We start from the raw sequence: 25177 nt of genomic DNA, 5'->3' as shown, positions 1-25177 counted from the left end.
AACGGAGCGATCAACGCCCACGACTCATCCGTCAGTTCATGTCGACGCACCACGAATAGAGCAACGAGCCGACGACTTTACGGACATGGCCTAGGAGGTCGACGGCTTCCTCCCAGAGGAAGCGGTCGGCGCCACCGCCGGACTTCCGGCGGTGGGGTTCGTAGCTCCCGACCAGGAACCCATCTCGAGGAGTTCGGCGAGGCTCCGCCGGTACGCGTGATGGGCAGCGAGGGCGGTGTTCACGTAGGGCAGGCGGGGGGATGTCCATGCCCGGAGCCTCGCAGCGGATACCGAGGGCGAGGCTGTCCGCGAATCCGTCCTCCCACTTGTTGACCGTGTTGAAGCCGGCCGGGGCGACGGCGATCGCATCGGCGGTCGAGGGTGAGGCCGATGGGCCCGACGTCATGTCGGGCCCATCGGTCGTTTTCACGGAACGCCTCCGGCGGGGTTCAGCGGCACAGGGCGGTGTCCACGGCGCGTTCGAGACTTCTCCGGCCGGCCTCGTCGGTGAGCTGCATGGTGACCGCGACGTTGGTGGCACGGCCGTCGTCGGTGGCGCCGCCCCGGGTCTCGTACCCCGGGAAGCTGCCGCCGTGGCCCCAGGAGAGACCGCCGCACGGCAGCGGCCTGCTGAGGAGTCCAAGTCCGTAGCGGGCGGCGGGGCCGAAGGTCGCTTCGGCGGGGACGGTGGAGCGCATCTGGGCGAGCTGGGCCGAGGGCAGGAGATGGCCCGCCAGGAGTGCGCTGAAGAAGCGGTTGAGGTCAGAGTTGGTGGAGAGCATCTGGCCTGCCGCCCAGCCCCAGGAGGGGTCGATCTCCGTGATGTCGCGCAGCGGTCCGTCCGCCGCGTCGCGGAGGTATCCGTGGGGGTGGGGCTCCCGGATGCTCGCGTCACCGGGGATGGGGAAGTAGGTGTGGCGCAGCCCGATGCGCTTGATGATGCGCCGGTCGATCTCCTCGGCGAGGGGGCGGCCGGTGACCTTCTGGACGATCAGGCCGGCGAGCACGTAGTTGGTGTTGCTGTACTTCCAACTCGTCCCGGGGACGAAGTCGGCCGGGTGCTGGAGGGCTGTGTCGAGCAGTTCGCGGGGGGCGTAGTACCGCACGTCGTCCCCGAGGTAGTTGCTGTAGTTGGGGAGTCCGCTGGTCTGCTGGAGGAGCTGGCGGACGGTGATGCGCCGTCCGTCGATCCCCTCCCCGCGGACAAGGCCGGGCAGGTAGGTGTCCACGGTGGCGTCGAGGCCGATCTTCCCTTCGCCGACCATCTGCAGGACGACGACCGCGACGAAGGTCTTGGTGTTGCTGCCGATCCGTACCTGGCCGTCCCTGGGCACCTTCGAGCCGGTGGCCAGGTCGCCGAGCCCTGCGGTGTACGTGCGGGTGCGGCCGTCACGGTCCTGGACGCTCGCCAACGCGGCGGGCATGCCGTCGTCGCGCACCAGCGCGTTCAGGCTCTGCTGGACGGCGTCCGGACTGCTGGCGGCGGAGACGGAGGGCGGGGCGAGGGCGCCCAGTGTCATGACGCCGATGGCCACCGCGGCTGCGGCGGGCAGGGCTCGTCGGCGCGTGCCCTGCCGCCGGCTCGGCGAGCGAAGGCCTTGCCGTGTCTGTCCACGCATGAGGCAACTCCTGAGGAATCGTTGGATCATCGTTCGGGTCGTCGGGTCGTCGGGTCGCCGAATGCCTGATTCATCCGCACAGGGCCCTGTCCACGGCGTCCTTCACGTGCTGCGTGGCCGAATCGTCCGTTGGGATGCTCGTGACCGCGACGTTGACTGCGCGACCGTCGTCGGTGACACCACCCCGGGTCTCGTACCCCGCGATGTCGCCGCCGTGACCCCAGTAGACGCCGCCGCACGACAGCGGCCTGCTCGTGAGCCCCAGCCCGTAGCTGAGTCCTGAGGTCCCGACGGGGACCGTCGTGCGCATCTCGGCGAGCTGCGCCGCCGGGAGGAGGCGGCCGGCGAGGAGCGCGGTGAAGAAGCGGTTGAGGTCGGAGTTGGTGGAGATCAACTGGCCTGCGGCCCAGGCCCAGGAGGGGTCCAACTCCGTGAAGTCGCGCAGCGGTCCGTCCGCCGGGTTGCGGTGGTAGCCCTGGGGGTGCGGCTCTCGGATGGTCATCTCTCCGGGGGCGGGGAAGTAGGTGTGGCGCAGCCCGATGCGCTTGATGATGCGCCGGTCCATCTCCTCGGCGAGGGGGCGGCCGGTAACCTTCTGGACGATCAGGCCGGCCAGGACGTAGTTGGTGTTGCTGTATCCCCATGTCTCCCCCGGAGCTGCGTCGGCCTTGTACCGGAGGGCGATGTCGAGCAGCTCGCGGGGTTCGAGGTACCGGTTCCTGATCTCGTCGTCGTCGACGTGGACGCCGTAGTCGGGGAGTCCGCTGGTGTGCTGGAGGAGCTGGCGGACCGTGATGTGGCGTCCGTCGATCCCCTCCCCGCGGACGAGTCCGGGCAGGTAGTCGTCCACCTTGGTGTCGAGGCCGATCCTCCCTTCGCCGACCAACTGCAGGACCACCACTGCGGTGAACGCCTTGGTGTTGCTGCCGATCCGTACCTGGCCGTCCCTGGGCACCTTCGAGCCGGTGGCCAGGTCGCCGACTCCTGCGGTGTACGTGCGGGTGCGGCCGTCACGGTCCTGGACGCTCGCCAGCGCGGCGGGCATGCCGTCGTCGCGCACCAGCGAGTTCAAGGCCTGCTGGACGGCGTCCGGCCTGGCAGTGGCAGCGGCGGGGGCGGCCGAACCGGAGGCGGAGGCGGAGGCGCTGGACGGGGCGAGGACGCCCGTGGTCATGACGCCGATGACCAGCGCGGCCGCGGCCGCGGCCGACACGGCTCGTCGCCGCCCGCCGCCCTGCTGCTGCCGGGTCCGGGAAGGAAGGCCCTGCCGGGTCTGAGCTCGCATGAGTCAACTCCTGGGGAATCGTTCGGTCGGAGCACGAATCCTGGTTTCCAGGGCCCTCTGACCGCATCGCGGGAAGGCGGGAGAAATCGCTCCCCCGATCGGGGGAGGCTGCCTGCGCGCGCCCCGGCGATACTGGCGATCATGATCAGGGGAATTCGGCCGCTTCTGCGCGGCTCCACGTATTCGGGTGTGCTGTTCGCCTATTGCGGCGCTCTGGCGAGCCTTCCGCTGCTACCTTTCGCCCTGTTGCCGGCGCTGTCGTGGCGATCCGCTCCCGAGGGCGTGCAGATCGTCCTGGTCCTGCTGGTCTGGGCGGTACTGGTCGGCGTGGCCGGACTGGCGCGCCCTGTAAGGCGGGCGCTGGTCGTGTCCGCCCGCCGGCTGCTGCGGGTGCCGCTGCCGAATCCGGCGGCCGGTCGCCGGACTTCTGGTTCCCCCGGCCTCGACCACTGGCGGACCCCGCTCTGGCTGGTGCTGCACGTGGCCGTCGGGTGGGCGGGGGCGCTGGCGAGCGGGGTGCTGTTCATCATGGGCATCTCCCTGCCGGGGAACTGGCTCGGCGGCGAGGCGCGGGCGAGTCTGTTCGGCACGTCGGTCCGGGTGTCGGGCGGGTGGAGCAGCTGGGTGGTGGCGGCCGTGTGCATCCTGCTGGCGGCGGCCGTCTGCGTACTGGTGACGAAGACCCTGCGGTGGTCGGCGCCACGGCTGTTGGGACCGTCGGCAGCCGAACGGCTCGCGCTGGCTGCCGAACGGGAACTGCTGCTGGCCGAACGCAACCGGATTGCCCACGAGTTGCACGATTCGATCGGGCACACATTGACGGCGGCCACCATCCAGGCGGCGGTGGCCGGCGAGGTGCTCTCCGCCGACCCGGCGGCGGCGCGGGCCGCCATGCGCAGCATCGAGGAGTCGACGCGGGCCGCGCTGGAGGACCTGGACTACGTGCTCGGAGTGCTGCGCGAGGAACAGTCGGGGACGGCGCCGACCCGGACCCTGGCCGACCTCCACGAGCTGCTGGACCGCCTGCGGCACGCGGGGGCGGTGGTGGAACCGGAGCTGTCGGGCCCCCTGGCGCAGGTGCAGGGGACGCTCTCCCGGGCGGCGTACCGGATTCTCCAGGAGGGGCTGACGAACGCGCTGCGCCACGGGGCGGGCGGCCCGATCGAGGTCCGGGTGGCGGCCGGGCCGGACGGAGTGGATCTCACGGTGGTCAACCGGACCGGGGCACGGACGGGCCCGGGCCCGGATACCTTCCCGACCTCCGGCCACGGTCTGCCCGGACTGGCCGAGCGCGTCAGACTGCTGCACGGTGAGTTCCAGTCCGGCCCGGACGGGACGCAGCACTGGCGGCTGGCCTGCCGGCTGCCGGCACAGGTGTCGGCGTGAGCGGATCCGACGCGGGCGACGGCACGGCCCTACCTTCCCGAACCAGCCCTTCCGTCATCAGCCCCTACGTCACCCTCCTGATCGCGGACGACGACGAGGTCACCCGCAGCGGCCTGCGCCTGCTGCTCGCCGCGCAGCCGGGGATCACGGTGGTCGGCGAGGCCGCCGACGGGGTCGAGGCGGTCGAACGGGCGAGGATCCTGCACCCGGACGTGGTCCTGATGGACGTCCGGATGCCGCGTCTCAACGGGATCGAGGCCACCCGCCGGCTTCTTGCCGAAGCGGCCGAACCGCCGAAGGTCGTGGTGATCACCACCTTCGAGAACGACGGCTACGTCACCGCCGCCCTCAGTGCGGGCGCCAGCGGCTTCGTCCTCAAGCGCCTCCCGATCCGCCAGATCGCCGAGGCGGTCCGGGTGGTGGCGGCGGGCGAAGCGGTACTCTTCCCGGCCGCACTGGGCCGCATGGTCGCCCCCCGCCCGCTGGGCTCCGCAGAGGCCCTGCCGCGGGCCGCCCTCACCGGTCGGGAGGAGGAGGTGCTGCGCCTGATGGCCACGGGGCTCTCCAATCCGGAGATCGCGCAGTCCCTCACGGTGAGCCTGGAGACGGTCAAGACGCACGTCGGGAATGTGCTGACCAAGCTCGGCGCGCAGAACCGGACCCATGCGGTGGTGATCGCCTACGAGTCCGGCCTGGTGGTCCCGGGCTTCGTCGGCTGACCGGCTTCAGTACGGGCCGCGACGTAGCTCCGCCCTGCTGTGTGTGACACCCTCGGGCCTCGTGCGCACCCCCACGCACCGTCGGCACCCTCGGGGGAACGGGCCCGGCTCAGAGGCGCGAACACGGGGAAATTCACTAGGTGACGACTTCAAGAAGATCTCGTCGTGGGCGGCCATGCTGTCTGCATCTACGTTGGTGGGCACCAACCACGGGATGAACTTCGATCCATTGATCAACTTCGCAGTCGCGAACGTCGCCGCGGAGCCATTCCGACGCCCTGGGGAGAATCTGGGGAGCATGCGCGCCGCTGGGGGCCCGCCGCCGCTGTGCCGGCGATCCGGCTGGGGGACCTTGCCGGGGTGGTGAGCCGGGCGCACGCTGGTCTTATGGCTGCGCACGAGGGCCCTACGCTCATCACTTCCGTGCAGAGAGCCTTCCGTCTGCTGGAAGCGGTAGGCGCGCACGCGAGCGGCGCGCCGGCGAAGCAGTTGGCACGCGAGACGGGCTTGCCTCTGGCCACCACCTATCACCTGCTGCGGACGCTGGTCCACGACGGGTATCTACGGAAACTGGACGACGGCGGGTTCGTCATCGGGGACCAGCTGGAGGTACTCCATGCCGGAAGCCGCGGGCAGGCGCTCCTCAGCCGTATACGCCCCACTCTCGCCGCTCTGCGGGACGAACTGTCGGCCGCCGCCTACTTGACCTTCTACGAGGAGGGCGAGATCCGGGTCGCCGAGATCGTCGACGGCCCCCGGGCCCCCCGGGTCGACCTGTGGGTGGGATTCGAGGACGCCGGACACGCCACCGCGCTCGGGAAATGCGTGCTGCGCGAGCTGGACGACGACTCCCGCAACGACTACCTCTCACGCCACTCCCTCGTCGACCTCACGCCCCGGACCATCACCCACCGTTCCGAACTGATCCGGCGACTCGACTCCTCGACCACCGACCCGGCCGTCATGGACTTGGAGGAGTACGCCCTCGGTACGGTCTGCGTCGCGGTGCCCGTATACAGCGGCGACACGCTCGGATCGCTCGGTGTCTCCCTGCGGGCGGACCGGCTCTCCCGCATCGACGAGGTGCGGGCGCGACTGGTGCCGACAGCCGGTCGCGTGACCAGGGGTCTTTCGCTCACTATCTGAAATTTCTCTCCTTGTGGCACCCGCAGGGAACCTGTTCCCTGAATGAAAGAGACATTCGGGGCAAATGCGCCGCTGTCAGGAGAGGAATGCGGACCACGACATGAGTCAGGCCGGAGACCATGAAGGCGGCTGGTGGCGGACGTGGCCCTTCGCGACGCCCCGGACAGCCGCCGCACAGTTCGCCGCGGGTATGCCCGCATTGATCGTCTCTGTCGTCGCACTCCTCACCCTCGTCAGCGGAGCCGGGATGACCTGGCTGCCACTGCTCGCCGCCGGACCCGCGCTGGCCGCCACCACCAGCCGGCCGCGGGGGGTTCTCTGTGTCGGCTTCCTCGGCGCCGCTCTGGGCGCCGCACTCGGGGCTCGCGACGCCGTACCGGGTCACGAGCTGGCAATCGTGCTCTCGGCGTTGGTCGCCGTGACCCTGGCGAGTGGCATGGCCAGCGGGCTGCGCGTGCGCCGCGAACAGGTACTCGCAGACGTGCGCTCGGTCGCCGAGGCCGCCCAGCACGCCCTCCTCAAGCCCGTGCCCCCGAGGGTCGGCCAGTTCCAGGTGGCCGTCCGTTACAGCGCCGCCGCGGCGGAGGCCCGCATCGGCGGGGACCTCTACGCGCTGGTCCCGACTCCGTACGGGGTCAGGGTGATCGTCGGCGACGTGCGCGGCAAGGGGCTGCCCGCGGTGGGCACCGCCGCTCTGGTGCTCGGTGTCTTCCGCGAGGCCGCCTACGACGAGCCCGACCTCCTCGACGTCGTCAGCAGGATCGAGCGGAGCCTGGCGCGCAATCTGGGTGCCGACGACTTCGTCACCGCCGTGGTCGCCGGGTACCCCGGGGCCGGGCGCATGGAAGTGGTCAACTGCGGGCACGCCCCACCGCTGGTGGTCCGCGATTCCCACGTCATGGCCGTCGAGCCGACCCGTCCGGCTCCACCGCTCGGGCTGCGCGCCCTGACCGGCGAGACCCCGAGCCTTCAGGTACTGCCTTTCGCCGACGGTGACCAGTTGCTCCTCTACACCGATGGCGTCACCGAGGCCCGCAACCATGATCGTGAGTTCTACCCGCTCGTCGAGCGGGTGGCGCGGCACCTTTCGGACGAGCCGTCCCATACCCTCGCCGCGCTCCACGACGAGCTGCTGGCGCACGTCGGCGGTCGGCTCCACGACGACGCGGCGCTGCTCCTGCTCCGGAAGCCGGTCACTGTCGAGTCGGCGTCCGTCACCGAGAGTCAGACTTCGGCTCGGCGGTCGACTTGTTGCCCGGCCGAAGCACCCTGACGCAGGCGGATCGGGAGGGACTGGTGGCCGTTGCTGATCAGGGAGGGCAGGGGGCGCAGTTCGGTGGGCGGGACGGCGAGGGAGAGGTCGGGGAAGCGGGTGAAGAGGTGCTCCAGGGCCGTGGCCACCTCCAAGCGGGCCAGCGGGGCGCCGAGGCAGAAGTGGATGCCGTGGCCGAAGGCCAGGTGGTCCTTGGTGGTGCGGGTGACGTCGAAGGTGTCGGCCGTGGGGCCGTGCCAGTCCGGGTGGCGGTTGGCTGCCGCGTACGAGGCGAGGATCGCTTCACCCCGCGCGATGGTCCGGCCGTCGGCGAGCGGGATGTCGGTGACGGCGTAGCGCAACGGGAGGTGTTTGACGGCCGGTTCGTGGCGGAGGGTCTCCTCCACGACGTCGTTCCAGCCGGACCGGCCGGCGCGGAGGTGGGCGAGCTGGTCCGGGTGGGTGAGGAGGGAGGTGACCGCCTGGTCGATGACGTTCACCGTCGTCTCGTACCCGGCGCTGATCACCAGCAGGAGCGTGTCGCGCAGTTCGTCCTCCGCCAGGGTGGAGCCGTCCTCGTCGCGCGTGGCGATGAGCAGTGAGGTCATGTCGTCGCCGGGCACGGCCCGCTTGGCGGCGATGAGGTCGTCGAGGAGGCCGTAGAGGCGTACGGCGTTGGCCGTGGCCTCCTCGGAGGTGAGCGTCGTGTCGAAGACGCCGTCCACGAGCGCGCGGAAGCCGCCGCGCCGGTCCTCGGGGACGCCCATCATGTGGCCGATGAGGGCGATCGGCAGCGGGTACGCGAGCCGTTCGCGCAGGTCGACGACCTCGCCGGGCGGCACGGTCGCCAGGTCGTCGAGGAGCCCGGTCACCAGGGCGTCGACGACCGGGCGCAGGGCGGCGACGCGGCGGGCGCTGAACGCGGGGGCGACCAGGCGGCGAAGCCGGGCGTGGTCGGCGCCGTAGGCGGTGAACATGTTCGACACCGCGACCCACAGGGCGAGCGGCCAGTGGGGTACCGCCTCGTCGAACGCCGGCCAGTGGGCGCGGCCGTCCTTGGACACGTCCGGGCTGGTCAGGAGCTTCCTGAGCAGGACCGGGTCGGTGACCGACCACGCCTGCACACCGAGGACGTCCACGCGGGCCGCGGCGCCGTGGGCGCGCAGCAGCCGGTGTTCGGCGTGGTGGTCGGCGCCGGTGGGGTCGAGGACGATCGGGGGGTTCGGCCGGCTCACGGGAGTCCTTTCGAGGGGGTAACACGGGAAGCCCTCCAAGGGTGGGGGGCCGCGGGGTTCTGACGGAAGATCAAGATGTGGCCCCTGTGGCCGGTTTCAGGTGGGTGTCGCGTCCATCAGGTCATCTGTCCCGGACTCTTGACTCCGCTCGCGGCAGTCGGGATCCTCGACACGCCATTCGCGCGGAACATGACAACCTCCCTCGACCGAAGACGTGAGTGATGTCCATGAGACCCCCCTCGCACAGCCGTGCGTCCGGCAGGCGCGGGCCGCTGGCCGTGCTCGCGCTGCTGCTCGCCACCGTGGCCATGCTGCTCGGCCCCGCGTCGGCCTCGTCCGCCGACGACTCCTGGTGGAACCCGGTCGCCCGCCCCGCGCCCGACTCCCAGATCAACGTCACGGGCGAGCCCTTCAAGGGCACGAACGCCCAGGGCGAGGTACGCGGCTTCGTCGACGCGCACAACCACCTGATGTCCAACGAGGCCTTCGGCGGCCGCCTCATCTGCGGTCAGACCTTCTCGGAGCAGGGGGTGGCCGACGCCCTCAAGGACTGCCCCGAGCACTACCCCGACGGTTCGCTCGCGATCTTCGACATGATCACCAAGGGCGGCGACGGCAAGCACGACCCGAACGGCTGGCCGACGTTCAAGGACTGGCCCGCCCATGACTCGCTGACCCACCAGCAGAACTACTACGCCTGGGTGGAGCGGGCCTGGCGCGGCGGCCAGCGGGTGCTCGTCAACGACCTCGTCACCAACGGCGTGATCTGCTCGGTCTACTTCTTCAAGGACCGCAGCTGCGACGAGATGACCTCCATCCGCCTGCAGGCACGCAAGACGTACGAGATGCAGGACTACGTCGACAAGATGTTCGGCGGGCCGGGCAAGGGCTGGTTCCGGATCGTCACCGACTCCGCGCAGGCCCGTGAGGTCATCGAGCAGGGCAAGCTGGCGGTCGTCCTCGGCGTCGAGACCTCGGAGCCCTTCGGCTGCAAGCAGATCCTGGACATCGCGCAGTGCGACCGGGAGGACATCGACCGCGGCCTGGACGAGCTCCACCGGCTGGGCGTGCGCAGCATGTTCCTGTGCCACAAGTTCGACAACGCCCTCTGCGGGGTCCGGTTCGACGAGGGCGCGCTGGGCACCGCGATCAACGTCGGCCAGTTCCTGTCCACCGGCACGTTCTGGAAGACCGAGAAGTGCACGGGCCCGCAGCACGACAACCCGATCGGGCTCGCCGCGGCGCCGCAGGCGGAGAAGCAGCTGCCGGCTGGTGTGGCGGTCCCGGCGTACGCGGGCGACGCGCAGTGCAACACCCGGGGTCTCACCGAACTCGGCGAGTACGCGGTGCGCGGCATGATGAAACGCAAGATGATGCTGGAGATCGACCACATGAGCGTCAAGGCCACGGGCCGGGCGCTGGACATCCTCGAGTCCGCGTCGTACCCGGGTGTGATCTCCTCGCACAGCTGGATGGACCTGAACTGGACCGAGCGGGTCTACGGTCTCGGCGGCTTCATCGCCCAGTACATGCACGGCGCCGAGGGCTTCAGCGCGGAGGCGAAGCGTACGGACGCCCTGCGCGAGAAGTACGGCGTCGGCTACGGCTACGGAACCGACATGAACGGCGTGGGCGGCTGGCCCGGTCCGCGCGGCGCGGACACCCCCAACCCGGTGCGGTACCCCTTCCGTACGACCGACGGTGGCTCCGTCGTCGACCGGCAGACGACCGGGGAGCGGACCTGGGACCTCAACACCGACGGTGCCGCGCACCACGGCCTCGTACCGGACTGGATCGAGGACATCCGGATCGTCGGCGGCCAGGGCGTGGTGGACGACCTGTTCCGGGGCGCGGAGTCCTACCTCGACACCTGGGGCGCCTCCGAGGGGCATCGGGCCGGGGTGAACATGGCCTCGGGCGCTGCGGCCGCCGCCTCCACCACGGAGTGGTGGAACCCGTTCGTCACGTACGCGCCCGGCCGGGCCGTGGACGGGGACGGGGGCACCCGCTGGGCCAGCGAGTGGAAGGAGGGGCAGTGGCTGCGCATCGACCTCGGGGAACCGCAGCTCGTCAAGCGGGTCACCCTCGACTGGGAACGGGCGTACGGCAGGGCGTACCGCATCGAGGTGTCGGACGACGGCGCCGCATGGCGTACGGTCTGGTCCACCACGACCGGTGACGGCGGCCTCGACACGGCGCGGTTCGCCGGCACGACCGCACGGTACGTAAGGATCCACGGCGAGCAGCGCGGTACGGACTGGGGGTACTCGCTGCACGAGGTGGGCGTCTACAGCGGCTGAGCCGCGACGGGACACAGCACTGCAGAGCAAGGCAAGGCCGCCGGGCCGGGCGAGTGGGTCCCATCGGGTCCCCCGCCCGGCCCGCGCGCCGCTCCCCCCAGGGGGCGGCCGACCGGAAAACGGAAAGGATCCACCGTATGTCCCGCAGGCCGCTCGCGGAACGGCGCCGGCAACTGACCGAGGCCGCGATCCGCGCGATGACCCGGGACGGCGTTCCGCGGACGACGACCCGGTCCATCGTCGCCGAGGCGGGGGTGTCGCTGAGCGTCTTCCACTACTGCTTCGACTCCAAGCAGGCCCTCCTGGAGTCCGTGATCACGACCATCACCGACCACTACGTGGGGGTCGTGAAGGAGGCGCTGCGCCCGCGGGCCACCTTCCGGGAGACCATCCGGGCCGGCTTCGAGGCCTACTGGGACCACGTCCGCACACACCCCGGCGAGCACATGCTCACCTACGAGCTCACCCAGTACGCCCTGCGCACACCGGGGTTCGAACCGCTGGCCCGCCGCCAGCACGAGCGGTACGCCGAGATCTACCACGGCCTCATCGAGGAGCTCAGCGCCGGCATGGGCCTCGAACTCCGGGTCCCCGTCCCCGTCCTGGCCCGCTACCTGGCCTCCGTGACCGACGGGCTGACCCTGAACTTCCTGGTGCTGGGCCACGACCCGGACACGTCGGCGGCGATGCTCGACCTGATCACGGATCAGGTCGCCGCGCTCGCGGGCGATCTCGCGGTGCCGACCGCCGCCGGACGGGTGGGCACGGCGGGCGCGTAGCCGCGGGGGCCCGGGAGTTCTTCGTGTCATCCCTGTTCGGGCCCAGCCCTGCCGTGGAGTCCGGCCTTGGCGCGCACCCGGGGGTGCTCGTCCTCGTCGAGGGCGCCGTTCCCGAGCCCTGGCGTCGAATGCGACCTGGCACCCTGTCAGGCCGCGTTCGGCTGTACGGCTGCGTCCAGTGCGGGGGCGATGATCGCGAAGGCGCGGTCGATCAGGTCGGTGGGGTTCTCGGCGCCGCTGCCGGCGCTCCACCTCTGCAGGGTCACGTCGAAGGCGGCAAGTGCCATTCCGGCCGCCAGGCGTGGATAGAGGTCGGCCTCCGGGTCGCGCCCCAGGCGCTGCGCCAGTTCCGCCGTCAGGACGTCCGCCCATTGCGACCGGCGTTCCAGGAAGCGGCCGTGCAGGGCGGGGGTCCGCAGGATCAGCCGGACCACGCGCAGGGCACGTTCGGTGTGGTCGGGGTGGTCGGTGCAGGCGTCGATGGGGATCGAGACGGCGTGTCGGAGCGCCACTGAGGGGGGTTCCGTGGCGGGGCGGGTGGCCAGTTCGGCGCGGATGCCCGTGCCCATCTCGGCCAGGAACTGGACGACCACGTCTTCCTTGGACGCGAAGTAGCGGAAGAACGTCCGCTTGGACACGCCGGCGGTGGCGACGATCTCGTCGACGGTGACCGCGTCGAACCCTTTCACCGCCAGCAGTTGCAGTGCCGCTTCGGTCAACTCGTCGGCGACGAGCTGACGTTTGCGCTGGGCCAGGCTCACTTCAGGGCGGGAACTCACTCGACCATGGTAACCCCATGCCCTCCATGACACTCAGGCGCACCTTGACACTTGGTGCCACAAACGGCAGCGTGTGCCGCATGACAGAGCATCAGCACTGGACCGCCGACCGGATCCCGGACCAGACCGGGCGGGTCTTCCTCGTCACCGGCGCCAACAGCGGCCTCGGCCTGGCGACCACGCGAGCGCTCGCGGGACGCGGCGGGCACGTGATTCTCGGCGTACGGGACGAGGCGAAGGGCCGCCGCGCGGTCGAGGAGATCACCGCCGAGCATCCGGGCGCCCGGCTCGAGGTCCGCCACCTCGACCTTGCCGACCTCGACTCGGTCCGTGCGTTCGCCGACCGGCTGCGCGCCGACCATCCCCGCCTGGACGTGCTCGTCAACAACGCGGGCGTGATGGCGCCGCCACGGTCCCTGAGCGCCCAGGGTCACGAGCTGCAGTTCGCGGCCAATCACCTCGGCCACTTCGCGCTGACCGGGCTGCTGCTCGACCTGCTGGCCCTCGGGGACGGTCCCCGTGTGGTCACGGTGAGTTCCGTCAACCACCGCAAGGCCCGCATCCGTTTCGACGACCTGAACGGCGAGCGCGGTTACTCGCCCATGTCCTTCTACGACCAGTCCAAGCTCGCCAACGCCGTCTTCGGGTACGAGCTCCACCGGCGGCTGGGTGAAGCGGGCAGCCCGGTGCGGAGCGTGCTCGCCCACCCCGGCTACACCGCCACCGGCCTTCAGACGAGTGCGCCGGTGGGTCTGGTACGGCTGGTCTTCGGCCGCCTCCTCAAGCCGCTCGCCCAGCCGCCCGCCCGTGGCGCGCTGCCGCAGTTGTACGCGGCGACCGACCCGAGTGTGGAGAGCGGCGAGTTCATCGGGCCGGACGGCGCGGGCGAACTGCGCGGTGGACCGGCGCGGGTGCGGCTGTCACCCGGGGCGACGGACGCCGGGACCGGCCGCCGGCTGTGGGAGGTGTCGGAACGGCTGACGGACGTGCGGTTCACCTATAAAGGGCGAATGGGAAGCGCCGAACGCTATGAGCTGACATTTCCGGTGTCGGGTGACTCCATCGTGGTCACCCGCACGGACCGCAAGGGCGCCGGCGGGCACCCCGTGTACGCCGACGAGACCGGCATCGTCCAGGCCGAGATCGACGAGCAGGGCCATGTACGGATGCTGGCCAGTGGCGGCCATCAGAGTCACGACGTGCCCGTGAGCGCCGCCCCGCTGCCGTGACCTGCCGTCACGCGTGGGGACCCGTCACGCGTAGGGGTCGAACGGGATGCCGGCCGGCTTCGCCTTCGCCAGATGGGGGGCGAAGTTGCCGTCCTTCAGACCGAAGACGGCGCTGCCGAAGTTCGCCTGGCTCAGCTTGTCGCGCAGCCCGGCCGGGTAGCCGTTCCAGCCGACCAGGGCCGGGAACTGCCACTGGTGCTCGTGGTTCTCCGGCGGCTCGTCGTTGGAGTTGGCAGGGCGGAAGCAGTGGGTGCTCAGGCCGTCCTTGTGGTAGACGACCTTCGGATGGGTCCCGTCCCAGCGGATCTGGTCACGGCCGTAGGTGTTGAAGTTTCCGTGCGCCGACGTGGAGACGTACCGAGCCTCGTTGTTCTGGATCCAGACCACGACGTGCTCCCAGTCGTGGCGGTGCCCGCCGAGTCCGCTGCCCGCCACGGCCTGGTCCTTCTCGAAGTAGAGGCCGTACAGGACGGCGCACCAGCCGTTGTTGCACTTCGAGCGGGCGTAGCCGTTGGTGTTGTCGAGGTCCCAGGAGTCCCGGCACTGGCCGTTGAGGGCACCGGACGGGTTGAGGCCGCCGTTGACGGTCCCGTCCGGGCCGATGGCCGGTGTGGAGTAGCAGCCGTCCGTGTCGTAGTCGTAGGCGGGCTGGAAGGTCTGCTCCAGCCCGTCCGCCGACGCCGGCAGCGCCGTGGGCGGCGCGGCGAAGGCGCTGCCCGGAACGGCGACGACCAGTGCGATGCTGCTGCCGAGGATGAGCGCGACCCTGCGGATCCGCGAACTCGTCTTCACCTGTGTCCTCCTGACGGACCGTCGTACGGTTGCGACGGGATTGGCATGCCCAGATCAGTCATGCCGTACCCCTGCGAACCATGGAGGGCCGTGCGGTGGCCGTGCGATGAAGGACGGCGGCCGAGTCCTCGCCGCGGACCGCGGTGCTCAGACCGCGGACCAGCCGTTGTCCACGGGCAGGACGACGCCGAAGATGTTGCTCGCCGCGTCCGAGGCGAGGAAGACGAGGGCGGCGGCCTGTTCGGCCGGCTCGGACACGCGCCCGATGTTGGCCCCGTATGCCCCGAGCGCGGCCGGGCCGAGCGCCGTCGGGTCGAGCTCGGGGCGCATCCCGGTGAGCGTGCCGCCGGGGGCGATGGCGTTGGCGCGGATGCCCTTGTCCCGGTAGGTGACGGCGAGCGACTTCACGAGGCCGACGATGCCGTGCTTGGAGACCGTGTAGGCGGCCCCGGCCGCGCTGCCACGGAGCGCGGCCTCGGAGGCGGTGAACACGAGGGAGCCGCGGCCGGCGTCGAGCATGTGCGGAAGGACGGCCCGGCTCAGCAGGAAGGGTGCGGTGAGGTTGATCCGTATGACCCGGTCCCACTCGGCGTCGCCGACGTCGGCGGCGGCCGACATGCTGTCCATGATCCCGGCGTTGTTGACCAGGACGTCGATGCGCCCGAACACCCGGAGGGCGGTGGCGACGACCTCGTCGACGACCGCCTGCTCGCCGAGGTCGCCGACCACCGCGACGGCGGTGCCGCCGAGCGCCTCGATCTCGGCGACGGTCCGGGCGGCGCCCTCGGTGCTCAGGTCGGCGACGACCAGGTCGGCACCCCGCTCGGCGAAGGCGAGCGCGGCGGCCCGTCCGATGCCGGAGCCGGCGCCGGTGACGACGACGCCGCGGCCGGTGAAGTCCTGAGGTGTGGTTGCGGTGTTCATGCGTGGCTCTGCTTTCTGTGCCGGGGGAGGTACGGAGGACGGTCAGGCCGCGGTCTCGGACACCGGGCGCGAGGTGGCGGTGGTCTCGGGGGTGCCGGAGGTGTCGGCCCGCTGCCGAACCGGGATGAGGAACGCGACCGCTGCGGCCGCGAGGCCCACGCCGCTGCCGATCAGCAGGGCGACACGGAAGCCATCCTCGGAGGGCAGCAGATGGCCTCCGAAGTCCGTGGTCATCTGAGCGAGCACGACACCCATGACGGCGGCCGAGACGGAGCTGCCGATCGAACGCATCAGTGTGTTGAAGCTGTTGGCCGACGCGGTCTCCGACACGGGGACGGCGCCCATGATGAGGGCGGGCATCGCGCCGTACGCCAGGCCGACGCCCGTGTTGCAGACGAGGGTCACGACGAGCAGGCCGCCGGTCGACCCCATGAGGGGCAGGGCCGACGCGTACCCGAGGGCGATGACGAGGCTGCCGACGCCCAGCGTGACCTTGGGGCCGCGAGCGGCGGTGAGCTTGGCGCCGAGCGGGGCGAGGACCATCATCATCAGGCCCGCGGGGGCCATCCACAGCCCCATCGCCAGCATCGACTGGCCCAGGCCGTAGCCGGTGGCCTCGGGCAGCTGGAGGAGCTGCGGGACGACCAGCGACTGGGCGTACATCGCGAAACCGACCAGGACCGAGGCCCCGTTCGTCATCAGCACCTGCGGGCGGGCCGTGACGCGCAGGTCCACCAGCGGCTCGGCGGTGCGCAGTTCCCACCGCCCCCAGGTCAGCAGGACGACGACCGCGGCGGCGAGGAGGCCGAGTGTCGTGGCGCTCCCCCAGCCCCAGTCGGAGCCCTTGGACACGGCGAGCAGCAGACAGACCAGGGCGGTGCCCAGGCCGAGCGCTCCCGGTACGTCGAAGCGGCCCGGGGCGGTTTCGGTCCGGCCCGCGGGGACGAGCAGCCGGATCAGCACACCGACCACGAGGCTCAGGGCGGCGGCGACCCAGAACAGCACGCGCCAGCTGGCGTTCTCGGCGACGGCCGCGGAGAACGGCAGGCCGAGCGCGCCGCCCACGCCCATGGAGGCGCTGATGAGGGCGATGGATCCGCCCAGCCGCTCGGCCGGCAGCACGTCGCGCAGCAGGCTGATGCCGAGGGGGACGACCCCCATGCCCATGCCCTGCAGTCCGCGCCCGACGATCATCGGGACGACGGAGGAGGAGAGGGCGCAGACGACCGAGCCCAGGACGAGCGGTGCCACCGAGACGAGCAGCATGCGGCGCTTGCCGTACATGTCGCCGAGGCGTCCGGCGACCGGGGTCGCCACGGCCGCCGACAGCAGGGTCGCGGTGACGACCCAGGACGCGTTCGACGCGCTGGTGTCGAAGAGGCGCGGCAGGTCGCCGAGCAGCGGGACCACCAGGGTCTGCATGAGCGCGGCCACGATGCCCGCGAAGGCGAGTACGCCGACGACACCGCCGGGGCGGGCGTCGGTCCTTGAGCTGTTCACGTGGTTCTCCCTCGACACTTGCTCGACGATGTGCATCGTACACATCATTTGCAGAGTACATATTGCATGTATCCTGCATATGCAGCGGGGATGGTTGGCGGGCGGCCGCGCGGGGTTGGGAGGATGGCGCCCATGGAAAAGCCCACGCACCTGATCGAGTTCGAGACCATGCTGATCGGGCGCCACTCGCATCTGTTCAATCCCCGGGCGCGGAGCACCGGCGGGCGGCTCGACCGCAGCGCCTACGTCCTGCTCAGCCGCATCCGGATGGACGGGCCCATGTCCATCGGCCAGCTGAGCGAGGCGTTCGGCCTGGACGCCTCCACGCTCAACCGGCAGACCGCCGCGATGCTGAAGGCCGGGGTCGTCGAGCGCATCCCGGACCCCGACGGCGGCATCGCGCGCAAGTTCAGCATCACGGCCGAGGGCCGGCGCCGTCTGGACGCGGACCGCTCCGAGAACGTCCACGGCCTCGAGCGGGTCCTCAGCGACTGGACGGCCGACGAGGTGGCCGACTTCGCCGCGTATCTGAAGCGGTTCAACAGCGACATCGAGCGCCTGGAAGGACGCCCCTGGCCCCGCCCCGACGCGACGCATCCGGCGTGAAGGGGTGTCTAGACTCCGGGCCATGACGAGCGTGACGGCTGACATCACCGCGGACCTGGCGCCGACCGGCGTCCTGCGGACATCGATCAACCTGGGCAATCCCGTCCTGGCCCAGGGCACGCCGGAGTCCCCCGCAGGGGTCACCGTCGACCTCGCGCGGGAGATCGGCGCGCGGCTGGGGGTGCCGGTCGAGCTCGTCTGCTTCGACGCCGCGCGCAAGTCGTACGAGGCGATGGCCACGGGCCGGGCCGACCTCTGCTTCCTGGCCGTCGAGCCCGCACGGGAGGCCGAGGTCGCCTTCACCGCGCCGTACGTCGTGATCGAGGGGGTGTTCGCGGTGCTCCGGGACTCGGACCTCACCACGGCCGCCGACGTCGACCGTGACGGAGTGCGGATCGGCGTGAAGCGGGGGTCCGCCTATGACCTCTTCCTCTCGCGGACCCTGCGCCACGCGTCCGTCGTACGCGGGGAGGAGGGCGTCGACGTCTTCCGGTCCGAGGGCCTGGAGGTCGCGGCCGGCATCAGGCAGCCGATGACCGAGTTCGTCGCGTCCCGCCCCGAACTCCGGCTGATCGAGGACCGGTTCATGGAGATCCGGCAGGCCGTGGGCACGACCCTGTCCCGGCGACCCGCCACCGTACGGTTCCTGTCCGACCTTGTCGAGGAGCTGAAGGCCGACGGCTTCGTCGCCGAGGCGCTGCGGCGCGCCCACCAGTCGGATGCTCTCGTCGCGCCCCCTCAGAAGGGGTAACGGGCCTGCCGGCCGGCGATCGTGACCCAGCGGGTGTTGGAGAAGGACTCGATGCCCCAGCGCCCGCCGAAGCGCCCGTAGCCGGAGGCCTTGACGCCACCGAAGGGGGCATGGGGCTCGTCGCCGACGGACTGGTCGTTGACGTGCACGATGCCCGAGTGGACGCGACGGGCGACCGCCAGTCCATGGGTGGCGTTCTCGGTGATGACGCCGCAGGTCAGCCCGTTGTCGGTGTCGTTGGCCAGGGCGACGGCCGTGTCGTCGTCGGCGAAGGTGTCGATCACGCACACGGGTCCGAAGACCTCAGCGTGATGGAGGTCCATCTCCTGGGTCACGCCGCTGAGCACGGTGGGCGGGTGCACCGCGCCCTCCGGCTCCCCGCCGCCTGTGAGCACGGTGGCACCCGCGGCGCGCGCCTGCGCGACGAGCGCCGCGACCCGCCGGGCCGCGGCCGGGCTCACCAACGGCCCGACGACGGTGTGCGGGTGGCCCGGGTCGCCGGTCCTCAGCGCCGCGGCCCTGGCGGTGAACCTGCGCGTGAACTCCTCGGCGAGGCGCTCGTGGACGAGGACGCGGTCGCCGGACATGCAGATCTGGCCGGCGTTCATGAAGACGCCGAACGTGGCCGCGTCGACGGCGTAGTCCAGGTCGGCGTCGTCGAGGACGATCACGGAGTTCTTGCCGCCGAGTTCGAGGACCGCGGGCTTGAGATGGTGCGCCGCGAGCGCGCCGATGATCCGCCCGGTCGCGGTCGAGCCGGTGAAGTCGACGGCCCGTACCCGCGCATCGGCGATCAGGGTCTCGGCGATCCCGGGGCCGTCCTCGACAGCGTTGGTCACCACGTTGAGCACGCCGTCGGGCAGCCCGGCCTCGTGCAGCACGTCGGCGACGAAGTACCCGGCGGCGACCGGCGCGTGCTCGCTGGGCTTGGCCACGACCGTGTTCCCCGCGGCCAGCGGGGCGGCGACGGCCCGTACACCGAGGATGAGGGGCGCGTTCCAGGCCGCGAACGCGGCGACGACCCCGAGCGGTTCACGCACCGCGAGGCCGAGCGTGCCCTCCTCCTGGGCGCTGAGCACCTCACCCCGGGGCGCGGTGACCGCCGCCGCTGCCTCGCGCAGGATGTTCGCGGCGAGCGCCACGTTGAAGAGCGCCCACGCGCGCGTGCCGCCGGTCTCGTGGGCCATGAGTACGGCGGCCTCCTCTCCCCTGGCGTCGAGGAGGTCGGCCGCCTTGAGGAAGATCGACCGGCGGGCGAAGGGGGCGAGCGCGGCCCATGCCGGGAAGGCCGCATGGGCGGCATCGACCGCCCGGGTGACGTCCTCGGGGGCGGCGGCGGCCACCGTCGCGTACACCTCGCCGGTGTACGGGTCCAGGTCCTCGGCGGTACGGCCGGAGGCGGCGGGCGTGTACCGGCCGCCGATCAGCAGCCCACGTGTGACGACCACCGTGCGGTTACTCCGCGCCCTGCCGTGCGCGCGGCCCGAACGGGGCGGTGGGGCCCGCGCCCTCCGCGCCGCGCTCGTACCAGTAGTCCCCGGCGGTCATGCAGCGGGCGGAGGACCCGTGGCCGGGCGCGCCGACGGTCCCGGCCTCCCACGGGGCGGGGGTCGGCGGGATGGCGGGGTTCTGGTGGGTCGGGCGATCGGGCATGGCGGCTCCTGGTCGTGGCGGCTGTTCCATGGCGGCTGTTCCATCCTGACCCGCGCGCTCTCCGCTCGCCTCACGGCGCGGCTCGGGGGCGGCCCGGAGTCGACCGACCGGCCCAGGGTGGCGCGGTGAACCGCCCGGTCGGTCCGATCAGCCGCTTCTGCGGCGTCGGCCGGATCCGGTGCGGATCTTCAGCACCAGCAGGGCGATGTCGTCCGTACGCCGCTGGGCCGGGCGGACCTGTGCCAGGAGGGTGTCGATGAGGAGGTCCAGGTCCTGGTCGTCCGCCGTGGCGAGATGACCCGCGAGTTCGGCGAGGGAGGCGTCGTAGTCGGTGCCCGGCGTCTCGACGAGACCGTCGGTGTAGAAGAGCAGGAGCAGTCCGGAGGTGAGCGGGCTCTCGGTGACCGGATAGGCGGCTCCGGGGACGACGCCCAGCAGGGGCCCCGGGGTCACGTCGAGCGGGGTGGTGCGGCCGTCGGGGAAGCGCACCAGGGGCGGCGGATGGCCGGCGCTGGCGAGGGACAGCCGTTGCCGGGCGAAGTCGAGGTGGGCGTAGAGACAGCTCGTGAACAGGCCGGGATCGAGCTCGGTGAGCTGCTGGTTGGCGGCCGAAAGGACCTGCTCCGGCGGCTCGCCGAGAGTCGCGTGCGCGTGGACGCCGGTACGGACCTGGCCCATCAGGGCGGCGGCCTCGACGTTGTGGCCCTGGACGTCTCCGATGACGGCCGCGGCCGCGGTGTCGCCGAGCCGGATCAGATCGTAGAAGTCGCCCCCGATGTCCATGCCACGGGTGGCGGGCAGATAGCGGGCGGCGACGTCGAGGCCGGCCACGGCGGGGAGGCTGTGCGGCAGCAGGGCCTGCTGGAGTCCGTGGGCGAGCCGGTGCTTGGTGTCATAGAGCCGGGCGCGATCGAGGGCCTGCGCGACGAGGCCGGCGAGCGAGGTCATGACGGCGCGTTCCTCTGCGGGGAACGTGTGGGGTCGGTCGTAGGACAGCAGACAGAGGCCGACGGGACGGCCGGAGACGATCAGGGGCAGAAAAGCCCACGCCTGTTTGCCGGTGACCGACTGCACCTCGGGGTAGATCCGTCCCATCTCCTCGGGGTCGGCGAGGAACGAGGGGATTCCGCTGGAGACCGCCTGCCCCGCGGGGGTGGAGGTGGCGTCGATCGGCAGCGCGTCGAAGCGTTCGACGATCTCGGCGGTGTAGCCGCGGTGGCCGTTGATCCGCAGGCGACCCGAGTCGACCGTGGCCAGGATCAGGCCCTGCGCGCCGAAGGCGGGCATGATCTGGTCGGCGACCAGATCCACGACGTCCTGGACCCCGACGACCTCGGTCAGGCCCGCGGCCAGGTGCAGGAGCTGGTAGAGCTGCCCGGCGCGGGCCGGGGTGGCGGTGCTCGTCTCGCGCCGCGGCGCGGGGGCCGCCGGAGGCGCTCCGCCCGTGGGCACGATACGGACGCTCACACCGCCGGCGTCCGGGTAGAGGTGGAAGTCCAGCCAGTGGTCCGGCGGGCGACAGGCCGTGAAGGAGACGGGCTCACGGCCGATGACCGCGGCGCGGTAGCGGTCCTCGTAGGTGGGGTCGTCGAGCCAGGGCAGGGACTGCCACGGCAGGGTCCCCAGCAGGGCCCCGGTCTCGGCGCCGAGCAGTTCGGCGCCGCCGGAGCTGAGATAGGTGATGTGTCCGTCCAGGTCCAGGGCGCAGCAGCCGCCCGGCAGGCGCTCGGCGAAGTCGGCCACCGCCTGCGCCGGGCTCGGCGGCGGGCGGGCGGTGTCGAGGGCGAGCACACGGGGCAGGTCCGCGTGGACGAGCGGCAGGCCGCTCTCCTCGCTCGCTTCCAGGAGCTCGGCCAGCCGCCGGCAGCAGGCGGTGACCAGGCCGTGCTCGCGCCGGGTCAGCCGTGGCGGGCGGGTGGCCGGCCACATCAGAAGGAGGCAGCCCCAGGGGCGTCCACCGGTGATCGGTGCGGCGGCCAGGGCGAGGGGGTACGGGAGGGCCACCGCGGTACGGGGGTAGGAGCGGGCCATCTCCTGCTGGCTGCCCACCCAGACCAGCCGGTTCTCGCGAACGGCGTCGGCCACCGGGGCCGGTGCGGCCAGCGGGACCCTCGCCCACGGGGCGGCGAACTCCGCCGGCGCGCCGCAGAGCGCCTCGATGCGGAGCACCTCGGCGTCGGGCTCGAGGAGGTAGACGGCTCCGATGGAGGCGCCGGTGCGGCGGACCGTCTCCGTCAGCGCGGCACCGGCCCCCTCGGCGCCTCTGGCCGAACCGACCGTGCTCGTCACCTGGCACCTCCAGCGTCACGGCCCCGGTGCACCGTCCCATTATCGCGCGGGCCGCGGTCCGCGGCGGCAGGAGGCGGCAGTCGCAAGGCCCCCACGGCGTCCGAAGGCGGCGGTCGGCGGCTCGCGGCGGTCAGAAGACGGAGAGCCCGGTGATCGTGGTGAAACGGTCCAGGGCGGCGACGCCCGCGACCGAGTTGCCGCGTTCGTCGAGGCCGGGGCTCCACACGCACAGGGTGCAGCGGCCCGGCACGACGGCGATGATGCCCCCGCCGACGCCGCTCTTGCCCGGCAGGCCCACGCGGTAGGCGAAGTCCCCGGCCGCGTCGTAGGTGCCGCAGGTGAGCATCACGGCGTTGACCTGCTTGGCCTGGCTGCGGGTGAGCAGCCGTGAACCGTCCGCGCGGATGCCGTGCCGGGCCAGGAATCCGGTGGCGAGCGCGAGGTCGGCGCAGGACGCCTCGATCGAGCACTGCCGGAAGTACTCGCGCAGGAGGACCGGAACGGGGTTCGCGATGTTCTCGTACGAGGCCATGAAGTGGGCCAGCGCGGCGTTGCGGTCGCCGTGCGCGGTCTCCGATGCGGCCACGTCCCGGTCGAAGTCGAGGTCCTGGTTGCCGCTCTCCGCGCGCAGCAGGTCGAGCAGGCAGCCCGACGCGTCGCCCGTGAGGCTGTGCAGCCGGTCGGTGACGACCAGGGCGCCGGCGTTGATGAACGGGTTGCGCGGGATGCCGTGCTCGTACTCCAGCTGCACGAGGGAGTTGAAGGGGTTGCCGGACGGCTCGCGTCCGACGTGCTCCCAGAGGGGCTCGCCCTCCCGGGCGAGGGCGAGCGCGAGCGTGAACACCTTGGTGACGGACTGGGTGGAGAAGGGCTGTTGCCACTCCCCCACCCCGTACACCGTCCCGTCGAGTTCGGCGACGGCCATCCCGAAGCGGCCCGGGTCCCCGGCGGCGAGCACAGGAATGTAGTCGGCGGGCCGGCCCCGGCCGACGAGGTCCCCGATCTCTTCGGCGATACGCTCGAGGACCGGTTGGAACGACAGCAGCATGATCCTCATTGTGCCGCCCGGCCGAAGGTCCGTTCTACAGGCCGACGTCCCGGCGGCTCATGTCGTCGAGCGACTCCCTACGTACGAGCGTCCGTGCCCGGCCGTCCGCGACGGCGACGACGGGCGGGCGGCCGACCAGGTTGTAGCCGGACGCCATGGACAGGTGGTACGCGCCCGCCGCCGGGACCGCGAGCAGGTCCCCCGGGCGCACGTCCCCCGGCAGCGGCACGCCGTCGGCCAGGACGTCGCCCGCCTCGCAGTGCCGGCCCACAACGGTCACCAGGCGGGGCGCCGACGACGAGCCGCGGCCGATGAGGCGCGGCGCGTACCGCACCCCGTAGAGCGCGGGACGCGGGTTGTCACTCATGCCGCCGTCGACGGCGACGAAGGTGTGCGAACCGCTGCGCTTGACGGTCAGGACGCGGTAGACGGCCACTCCGGCGGGACCGATCACCGCCCGGCCGGGTTCGAGGGTGAGGCGGGGCACCGGCAGCCCGGCCCGCGCGCATCCTTCCTCGATCTCGGCGCGGACGCGACCGGCCAGGACGCCGATGTTCAGGCTCTGTTCGCCGGGGCGGTACGCGATGGCGTGTCCGCCGCCGACATCGAGTTGGGGCAGGGCGACGCCGTGCTCGTCCCGTACGCGCGCCATCAGGCCGATCATCCGCCGTACGGCGGCGACGTACGGCTTGACGGTGGCGATCTGGGAGCCGATGTGGCAGTGCAGCCCGACCAGTTCGAGCCGGGGCTGGTCGAGGACGCGGGCGATGGCGTGGCGGGCGGAGCCGTCCGTGATGGACAGGCCGAACTTCTGTCCTTCGGTACCGGTACGGATCTTGGCGTGGCCGCCGGCCGCGATTCCCGGCACCACGCGCACCATGACCTGTTGGCGGGTTCCGGCGGGCGTGATCGCGGCGAGCCGGGCGATTTCCGAGGCGCTGTCCAGGACGACGCGTCCCACGCAGAGGCGGACGGCGGTGTGGAGGTCCTCGGGGCTCTTGGCGTTGCCGTGCATCACGATCCGCTCCGGCGGGAAACCGGTGGTGACGGCGAGTGCCAGCTCCCCGGCGGAGCACACGTCCAGGCCGAGGCCCTCCTCCATGGCCCAGTGGGCGACGGCGCGGCACAGGAACGCCTTGGCCGCGTAGACCACATCGGCGGCGGGGAAGGCCGTGCGGTACGTACGGCAGCGCTCGCGGAACTCCTGTTCGTCCAGGACGTACAAGGGCGTGCCGAAGCGGTCGGCCGCCTCGGCGAGACGGACGCCTCCGACGGAGACGTCGCCGTCGGGCTCGGGGTGTGCGGTGCGGGGCCAGACGGACAGTCCGGCCGAGGCCTCCGACGACGGGGTCGCCGGGGACGACACCAGAGAAACGGACATGACGCCTCCTCAGCCGATCAGCAGGTTGTCGCGACGGACGGGCGCTGCGGTGACCCGTCGCGGCACGGGCCGAGGGGCGGGAGCGGTGAACTGCGGGTCGACGGTGACGACGGTGACGCCGAGGGGTGCGGCGAGGGCGCGCAGGGCGGGCTCGGAGAGCCTGATGCGGGCGTGGTCCGCCCCGAGGGTGGCGGCGAGTTTCTCCGCCGAGGTGAAGCCGACGGCCGTGCGGTCACCGAGGGGCGTGCGGAAGAACCGGGCGGCGCAGCCCTCGGTTCCCGGCCGGACGGGCACGAAGAGAGGTCCGGCCGGGAACCGTTCGGAAGGCTCGGGATCCTCGGATGCGGAGTGCTGGAGGGCAGTCATGACGATGCTCCCTGAGAGGGCCAAGGTGAGGCCCGGCCGGGACGGCCGGGCGCGTTCCTGTGACGCTATGCCCGGCGTTCGAGGGCCCGGCCGTCTCCTTGACGGATGATTGACGGCCGGCCGGGGTCTCGTAACGCC

22 protein-coding genes and 2 pseudogenes are annotated in these 25177 nt (G+C 71.7%); 10 read left to right on the top strand and 14 right to left on the bottom strand.

The features are described 5' to 3' along the window. Positions 1–31: 31 nt before the first annotated feature. From ACFV9D_RS33850 to ACFV9D_RS33840, 3 genes and pseudogenes are all read right to left on the bottom strand, one after another. Positions 32–376 (bottom strand): annotated as a pseudogene (locus tag ACFV9D_RS33850) (hypothetical protein); the annotation flags it as partial. A 73-nt stretch (positions 377–449) separates the two neighbouring features. Further along, complete coding sequence (locus tag ACFV9D_RS33845; protein ID WP_385155026.1) at positions 450–1619, bottom strand: serine hydrolase domain-containing protein; 1170 nt, start codon at positions 1617–1619, stop codon at positions 450–452. 70 nt (positions 1620–1689) lie between these two features. Next, positions 1690–2904 (bottom strand): serine hydrolase domain-containing protein, encoded by a 1215-nt coding sequence (locus tag ACFV9D_RS33840; protein WP_385155023.1) that lies wholly within the window; start codon positions 2902–2904, stop codon positions 1690–1692. 141 nt (positions 2905–3045) lie between these two features. Here ACFV9D_RS33840 and ACFV9D_RS33835 point away from each other — a divergent pair, with 141 nt between their 5' ends. The 4 genes from ACFV9D_RS33835 to ACFV9D_RS33820 all read left to right on the top strand — a co-directional run bounded on the left by ACFV9D_RS33835 (position 3046) and on the right by ACFV9D_RS33820 (position 7428). Beyond that, entirely contained in the window at positions 3046–4290 is a 1245-nt protein-coding gene (locus ACFV9D_RS33835; protein ID WP_385155020.1) for a sensor histidine kinase, read from the top strand. Beyond that, positions 4287–5009, top strand: coding sequence for a response regulator (locus tag ACFV9D_RS33830; protein WP_385155017.1), 723 nt, complete (start codon positions 4287–4289; stop codon positions 5007–5009). Before ACFV9D_RS33835 ends, ACFV9D_RS33830 begins: the two co-directional genes overlap by 4 nt. Before the next feature lie 387 nt (positions 5010–5396). Beyond that, positions 5397–6155 (top strand): IclR family transcriptional regulator, encoded by a 759-nt coding sequence (locus tag ACFV9D_RS33825; RefSeq protein ID WP_385155014.1) that lies wholly within the window; start codon positions 5397–5399, stop codon positions 6153–6155. A gap of 190 nt (positions 6156–6345) precedes the next feature. Continuing rightward, a complete protein-coding gene (locus ACFV9D_RS33820; RefSeq protein WP_385155011.1) occupies positions 6346–7428 on the top strand; it encodes a PP2C family protein-serine/threonine phosphatase in 1083 nt (360 codons plus the stop codon). On the opposite strand, the gene ACFV9D_RS33815 is transcribed toward ACFV9D_RS33820, so the two are convergent. Beyond that, entirely contained in the window at positions 7380–8642 is a 1263-nt protein-coding gene (locus tag ACFV9D_RS33815; RefSeq protein WP_385155008.1) for a cytochrome P450, read from the bottom strand. The two genes, ACFV9D_RS33820 and ACFV9D_RS33815, sit on opposite strands and share 49 nt — an antisense overlap. Before the next feature lie 221 nt (positions 8643–8863). On the opposite strand from ACFV9D_RS33815, the gene ACFV9D_RS33810 reads away from it, so the two are divergent. Then, positions 8864–10942 (top strand): discoidin domain-containing protein, encoded by a 2079-nt coding sequence (locus tag ACFV9D_RS33810; RefSeq protein ID WP_385155005.1) that lies wholly within the window; start codon positions 8864–8866, stop codon positions 10940–10942. Between the two features lie 137 nt (positions 10943–11079). Further along, complete coding sequence (locus ACFV9D_RS33805; protein WP_385155002.1) at positions 11080–11721, top strand: TetR/AcrR family transcriptional regulator; 642 nt, start codon at positions 11080–11082, stop codon at positions 11719–11721. Positions 11722–11867: 146 nt separating this feature from the next. On the opposite strand, the gene ACFV9D_RS33800 is transcribed toward ACFV9D_RS33805, so the two are convergent. Further along, a complete protein-coding gene (locus ACFV9D_RS33800; protein ID WP_385154999.1) occupies positions 11868–12500 on the bottom strand; it encodes a TetR family transcriptional regulator in 633 nt (210 codons plus the stop codon). A gap of 80 nt (positions 12501–12580) precedes the next feature. On the opposite strand from ACFV9D_RS33800, the pseudogene ACFV9D_RS33795 reads away from it, so the two are divergent. Further along, a pseudogene (locus ACFV9D_RS33795) lies at positions 12581–13501 on the top strand (oxidoreductase); the annotation flags it as partial. 9 nt (positions 13502–13510) lie between these two features. Beyond that, positions 13511–13729, top strand: coding sequence for a DUF6296 family protein (locus tag ACFV9D_RS33790; RefSeq protein ID WP_385155035.1), 219 nt, complete (start codon positions 13511–13513; stop codon positions 13727–13729). A 24-nt stretch (positions 13730–13753) separates the two neighbouring features. On the opposite strand, the gene ACFV9D_RS33785 is transcribed toward ACFV9D_RS33790, so the two are convergent. The 3 genes from ACFV9D_RS33785 to ACFV9D_RS33775 form a co-directional block, all read right to left on the bottom strand. Continuing rightward, complete coding sequence (locus ACFV9D_RS33785) at positions 13754–14521, bottom strand: NPP1 family protein (protein ID WP_385154996.1); 768 nt, start codon at positions 14519–14521, stop codon at positions 13754–13756. Between the two features lie 147 nt (positions 14522–14668). After that, entirely contained in the window at positions 14669–15445 is a 777-nt protein-coding gene (locus tag ACFV9D_RS33780) for an SDR family NAD(P)-dependent oxidoreductase (RefSeq protein ID WP_385154993.1), read from the bottom strand. Positions 15446–15487: 42 nt separating this feature from the next. Further along, positions 15488–16945 carry an MFS transporter gene (locus ACFV9D_RS33775; protein WP_385154990.1) on the bottom strand — a complete coding sequence of 486 codons (1458 nt, stop codon included), beginning with the start codon at positions 16943–16945 and terminating at the stop codon, positions 15488–15490. Between the two features lie 132 nt (positions 16946–17077). Between ACFV9D_RS33775 and ACFV9D_RS33770 the strand changes: the two genes are divergently transcribed. Next, complete coding sequence (locus ACFV9D_RS33770) at positions 17078–17551, top strand: MarR family winged helix-turn-helix transcriptional regulator (protein ID WP_385154986.1); 474 nt, start codon at positions 17078–17080, stop codon at positions 17549–17551. Between the two features lie 22 nt (positions 17552–17573). Further along, positions 17574–18302 (top strand): transporter substrate-binding domain-containing protein, encoded by a 729-nt coding sequence (locus ACFV9D_RS33765; RefSeq protein ID WP_385154983.1) that lies wholly within the window; start codon positions 17574–17576, stop codon positions 18300–18302. On the opposite strand, the gene ACFV9D_RS33760 is transcribed toward ACFV9D_RS33765, so the two are convergent. The 6 genes from ACFV9D_RS33760 to ACFV9D_RS33735 form a co-directional block, all read right to left on the bottom strand. Then, positions 18290–19750: an aldehyde dehydrogenase family protein gene (locus tag ACFV9D_RS33760; protein WP_385154980.1), complete on the bottom strand. Its 1461-nt coding sequence runs from the start codon at positions 19748–19750 to the stop codon at positions 18290–18292. The two genes, ACFV9D_RS33765 and ACFV9D_RS33760, sit on opposite strands and share 13 nt — an antisense overlap. A gap of 7 nt (positions 19751–19757) precedes the next feature. Continuing rightward, a complete protein-coding gene (locus ACFV9D_RS33755; RefSeq protein WP_385154977.1) occupies positions 19758–19955 on the bottom strand; it encodes a hypothetical protein in 198 nt (65 codons plus the stop codon). Between the two features lie 147 nt (positions 19956–20102). Then, complete coding sequence (locus tag ACFV9D_RS33750) at positions 20103–22244, bottom strand: SpoIIE family protein phosphatase (protein ID WP_385154974.1); 2142 nt, start codon at positions 22242–22244, stop codon at positions 20103–20105. Positions 22245–22374: 130 nt separating this feature from the next. Then, positions 22375–23301: a glutaminase gene (locus tag ACFV9D_RS33745; protein WP_385154971.1), complete on the bottom strand. Its 927-nt coding sequence runs from the start codon at positions 23299–23301 to the stop codon at positions 22375–22377. A gap of 25 nt (positions 23302–23326) precedes the next feature. Further along, entirely contained in the window at positions 23327–24673 is a 1347-nt protein-coding gene (gene lysA, locus ACFV9D_RS33740; RefSeq protein ID WP_385154968.1) for a diaminopimelate decarboxylase, read from the bottom strand. A gap of 9 nt (positions 24674–24682) precedes the next feature. Next, entirely contained in the window at positions 24683–25039 is a 357-nt protein-coding gene (locus tag ACFV9D_RS33735; RefSeq protein ID WP_385154965.1) for an SAV_915 family protein, read from the bottom strand. Positions 25040–25177: the final 138 nt, after the last annotated feature.

Source organism: Streptomyces sp. NPDC059875 (assembly GCF_042731085.1).
In the GTDB taxonomy this organism is placed as follows: domain Bacteria; phylum Actinomycetota; class Actinomycetes; order Streptomycetales; family Streptomycetaceae; genus Streptomyces.
Note: the sequence above shows the minus strand (reverse complement) of the source record. Positions and strands in the feature narration are given on the sequence as shown.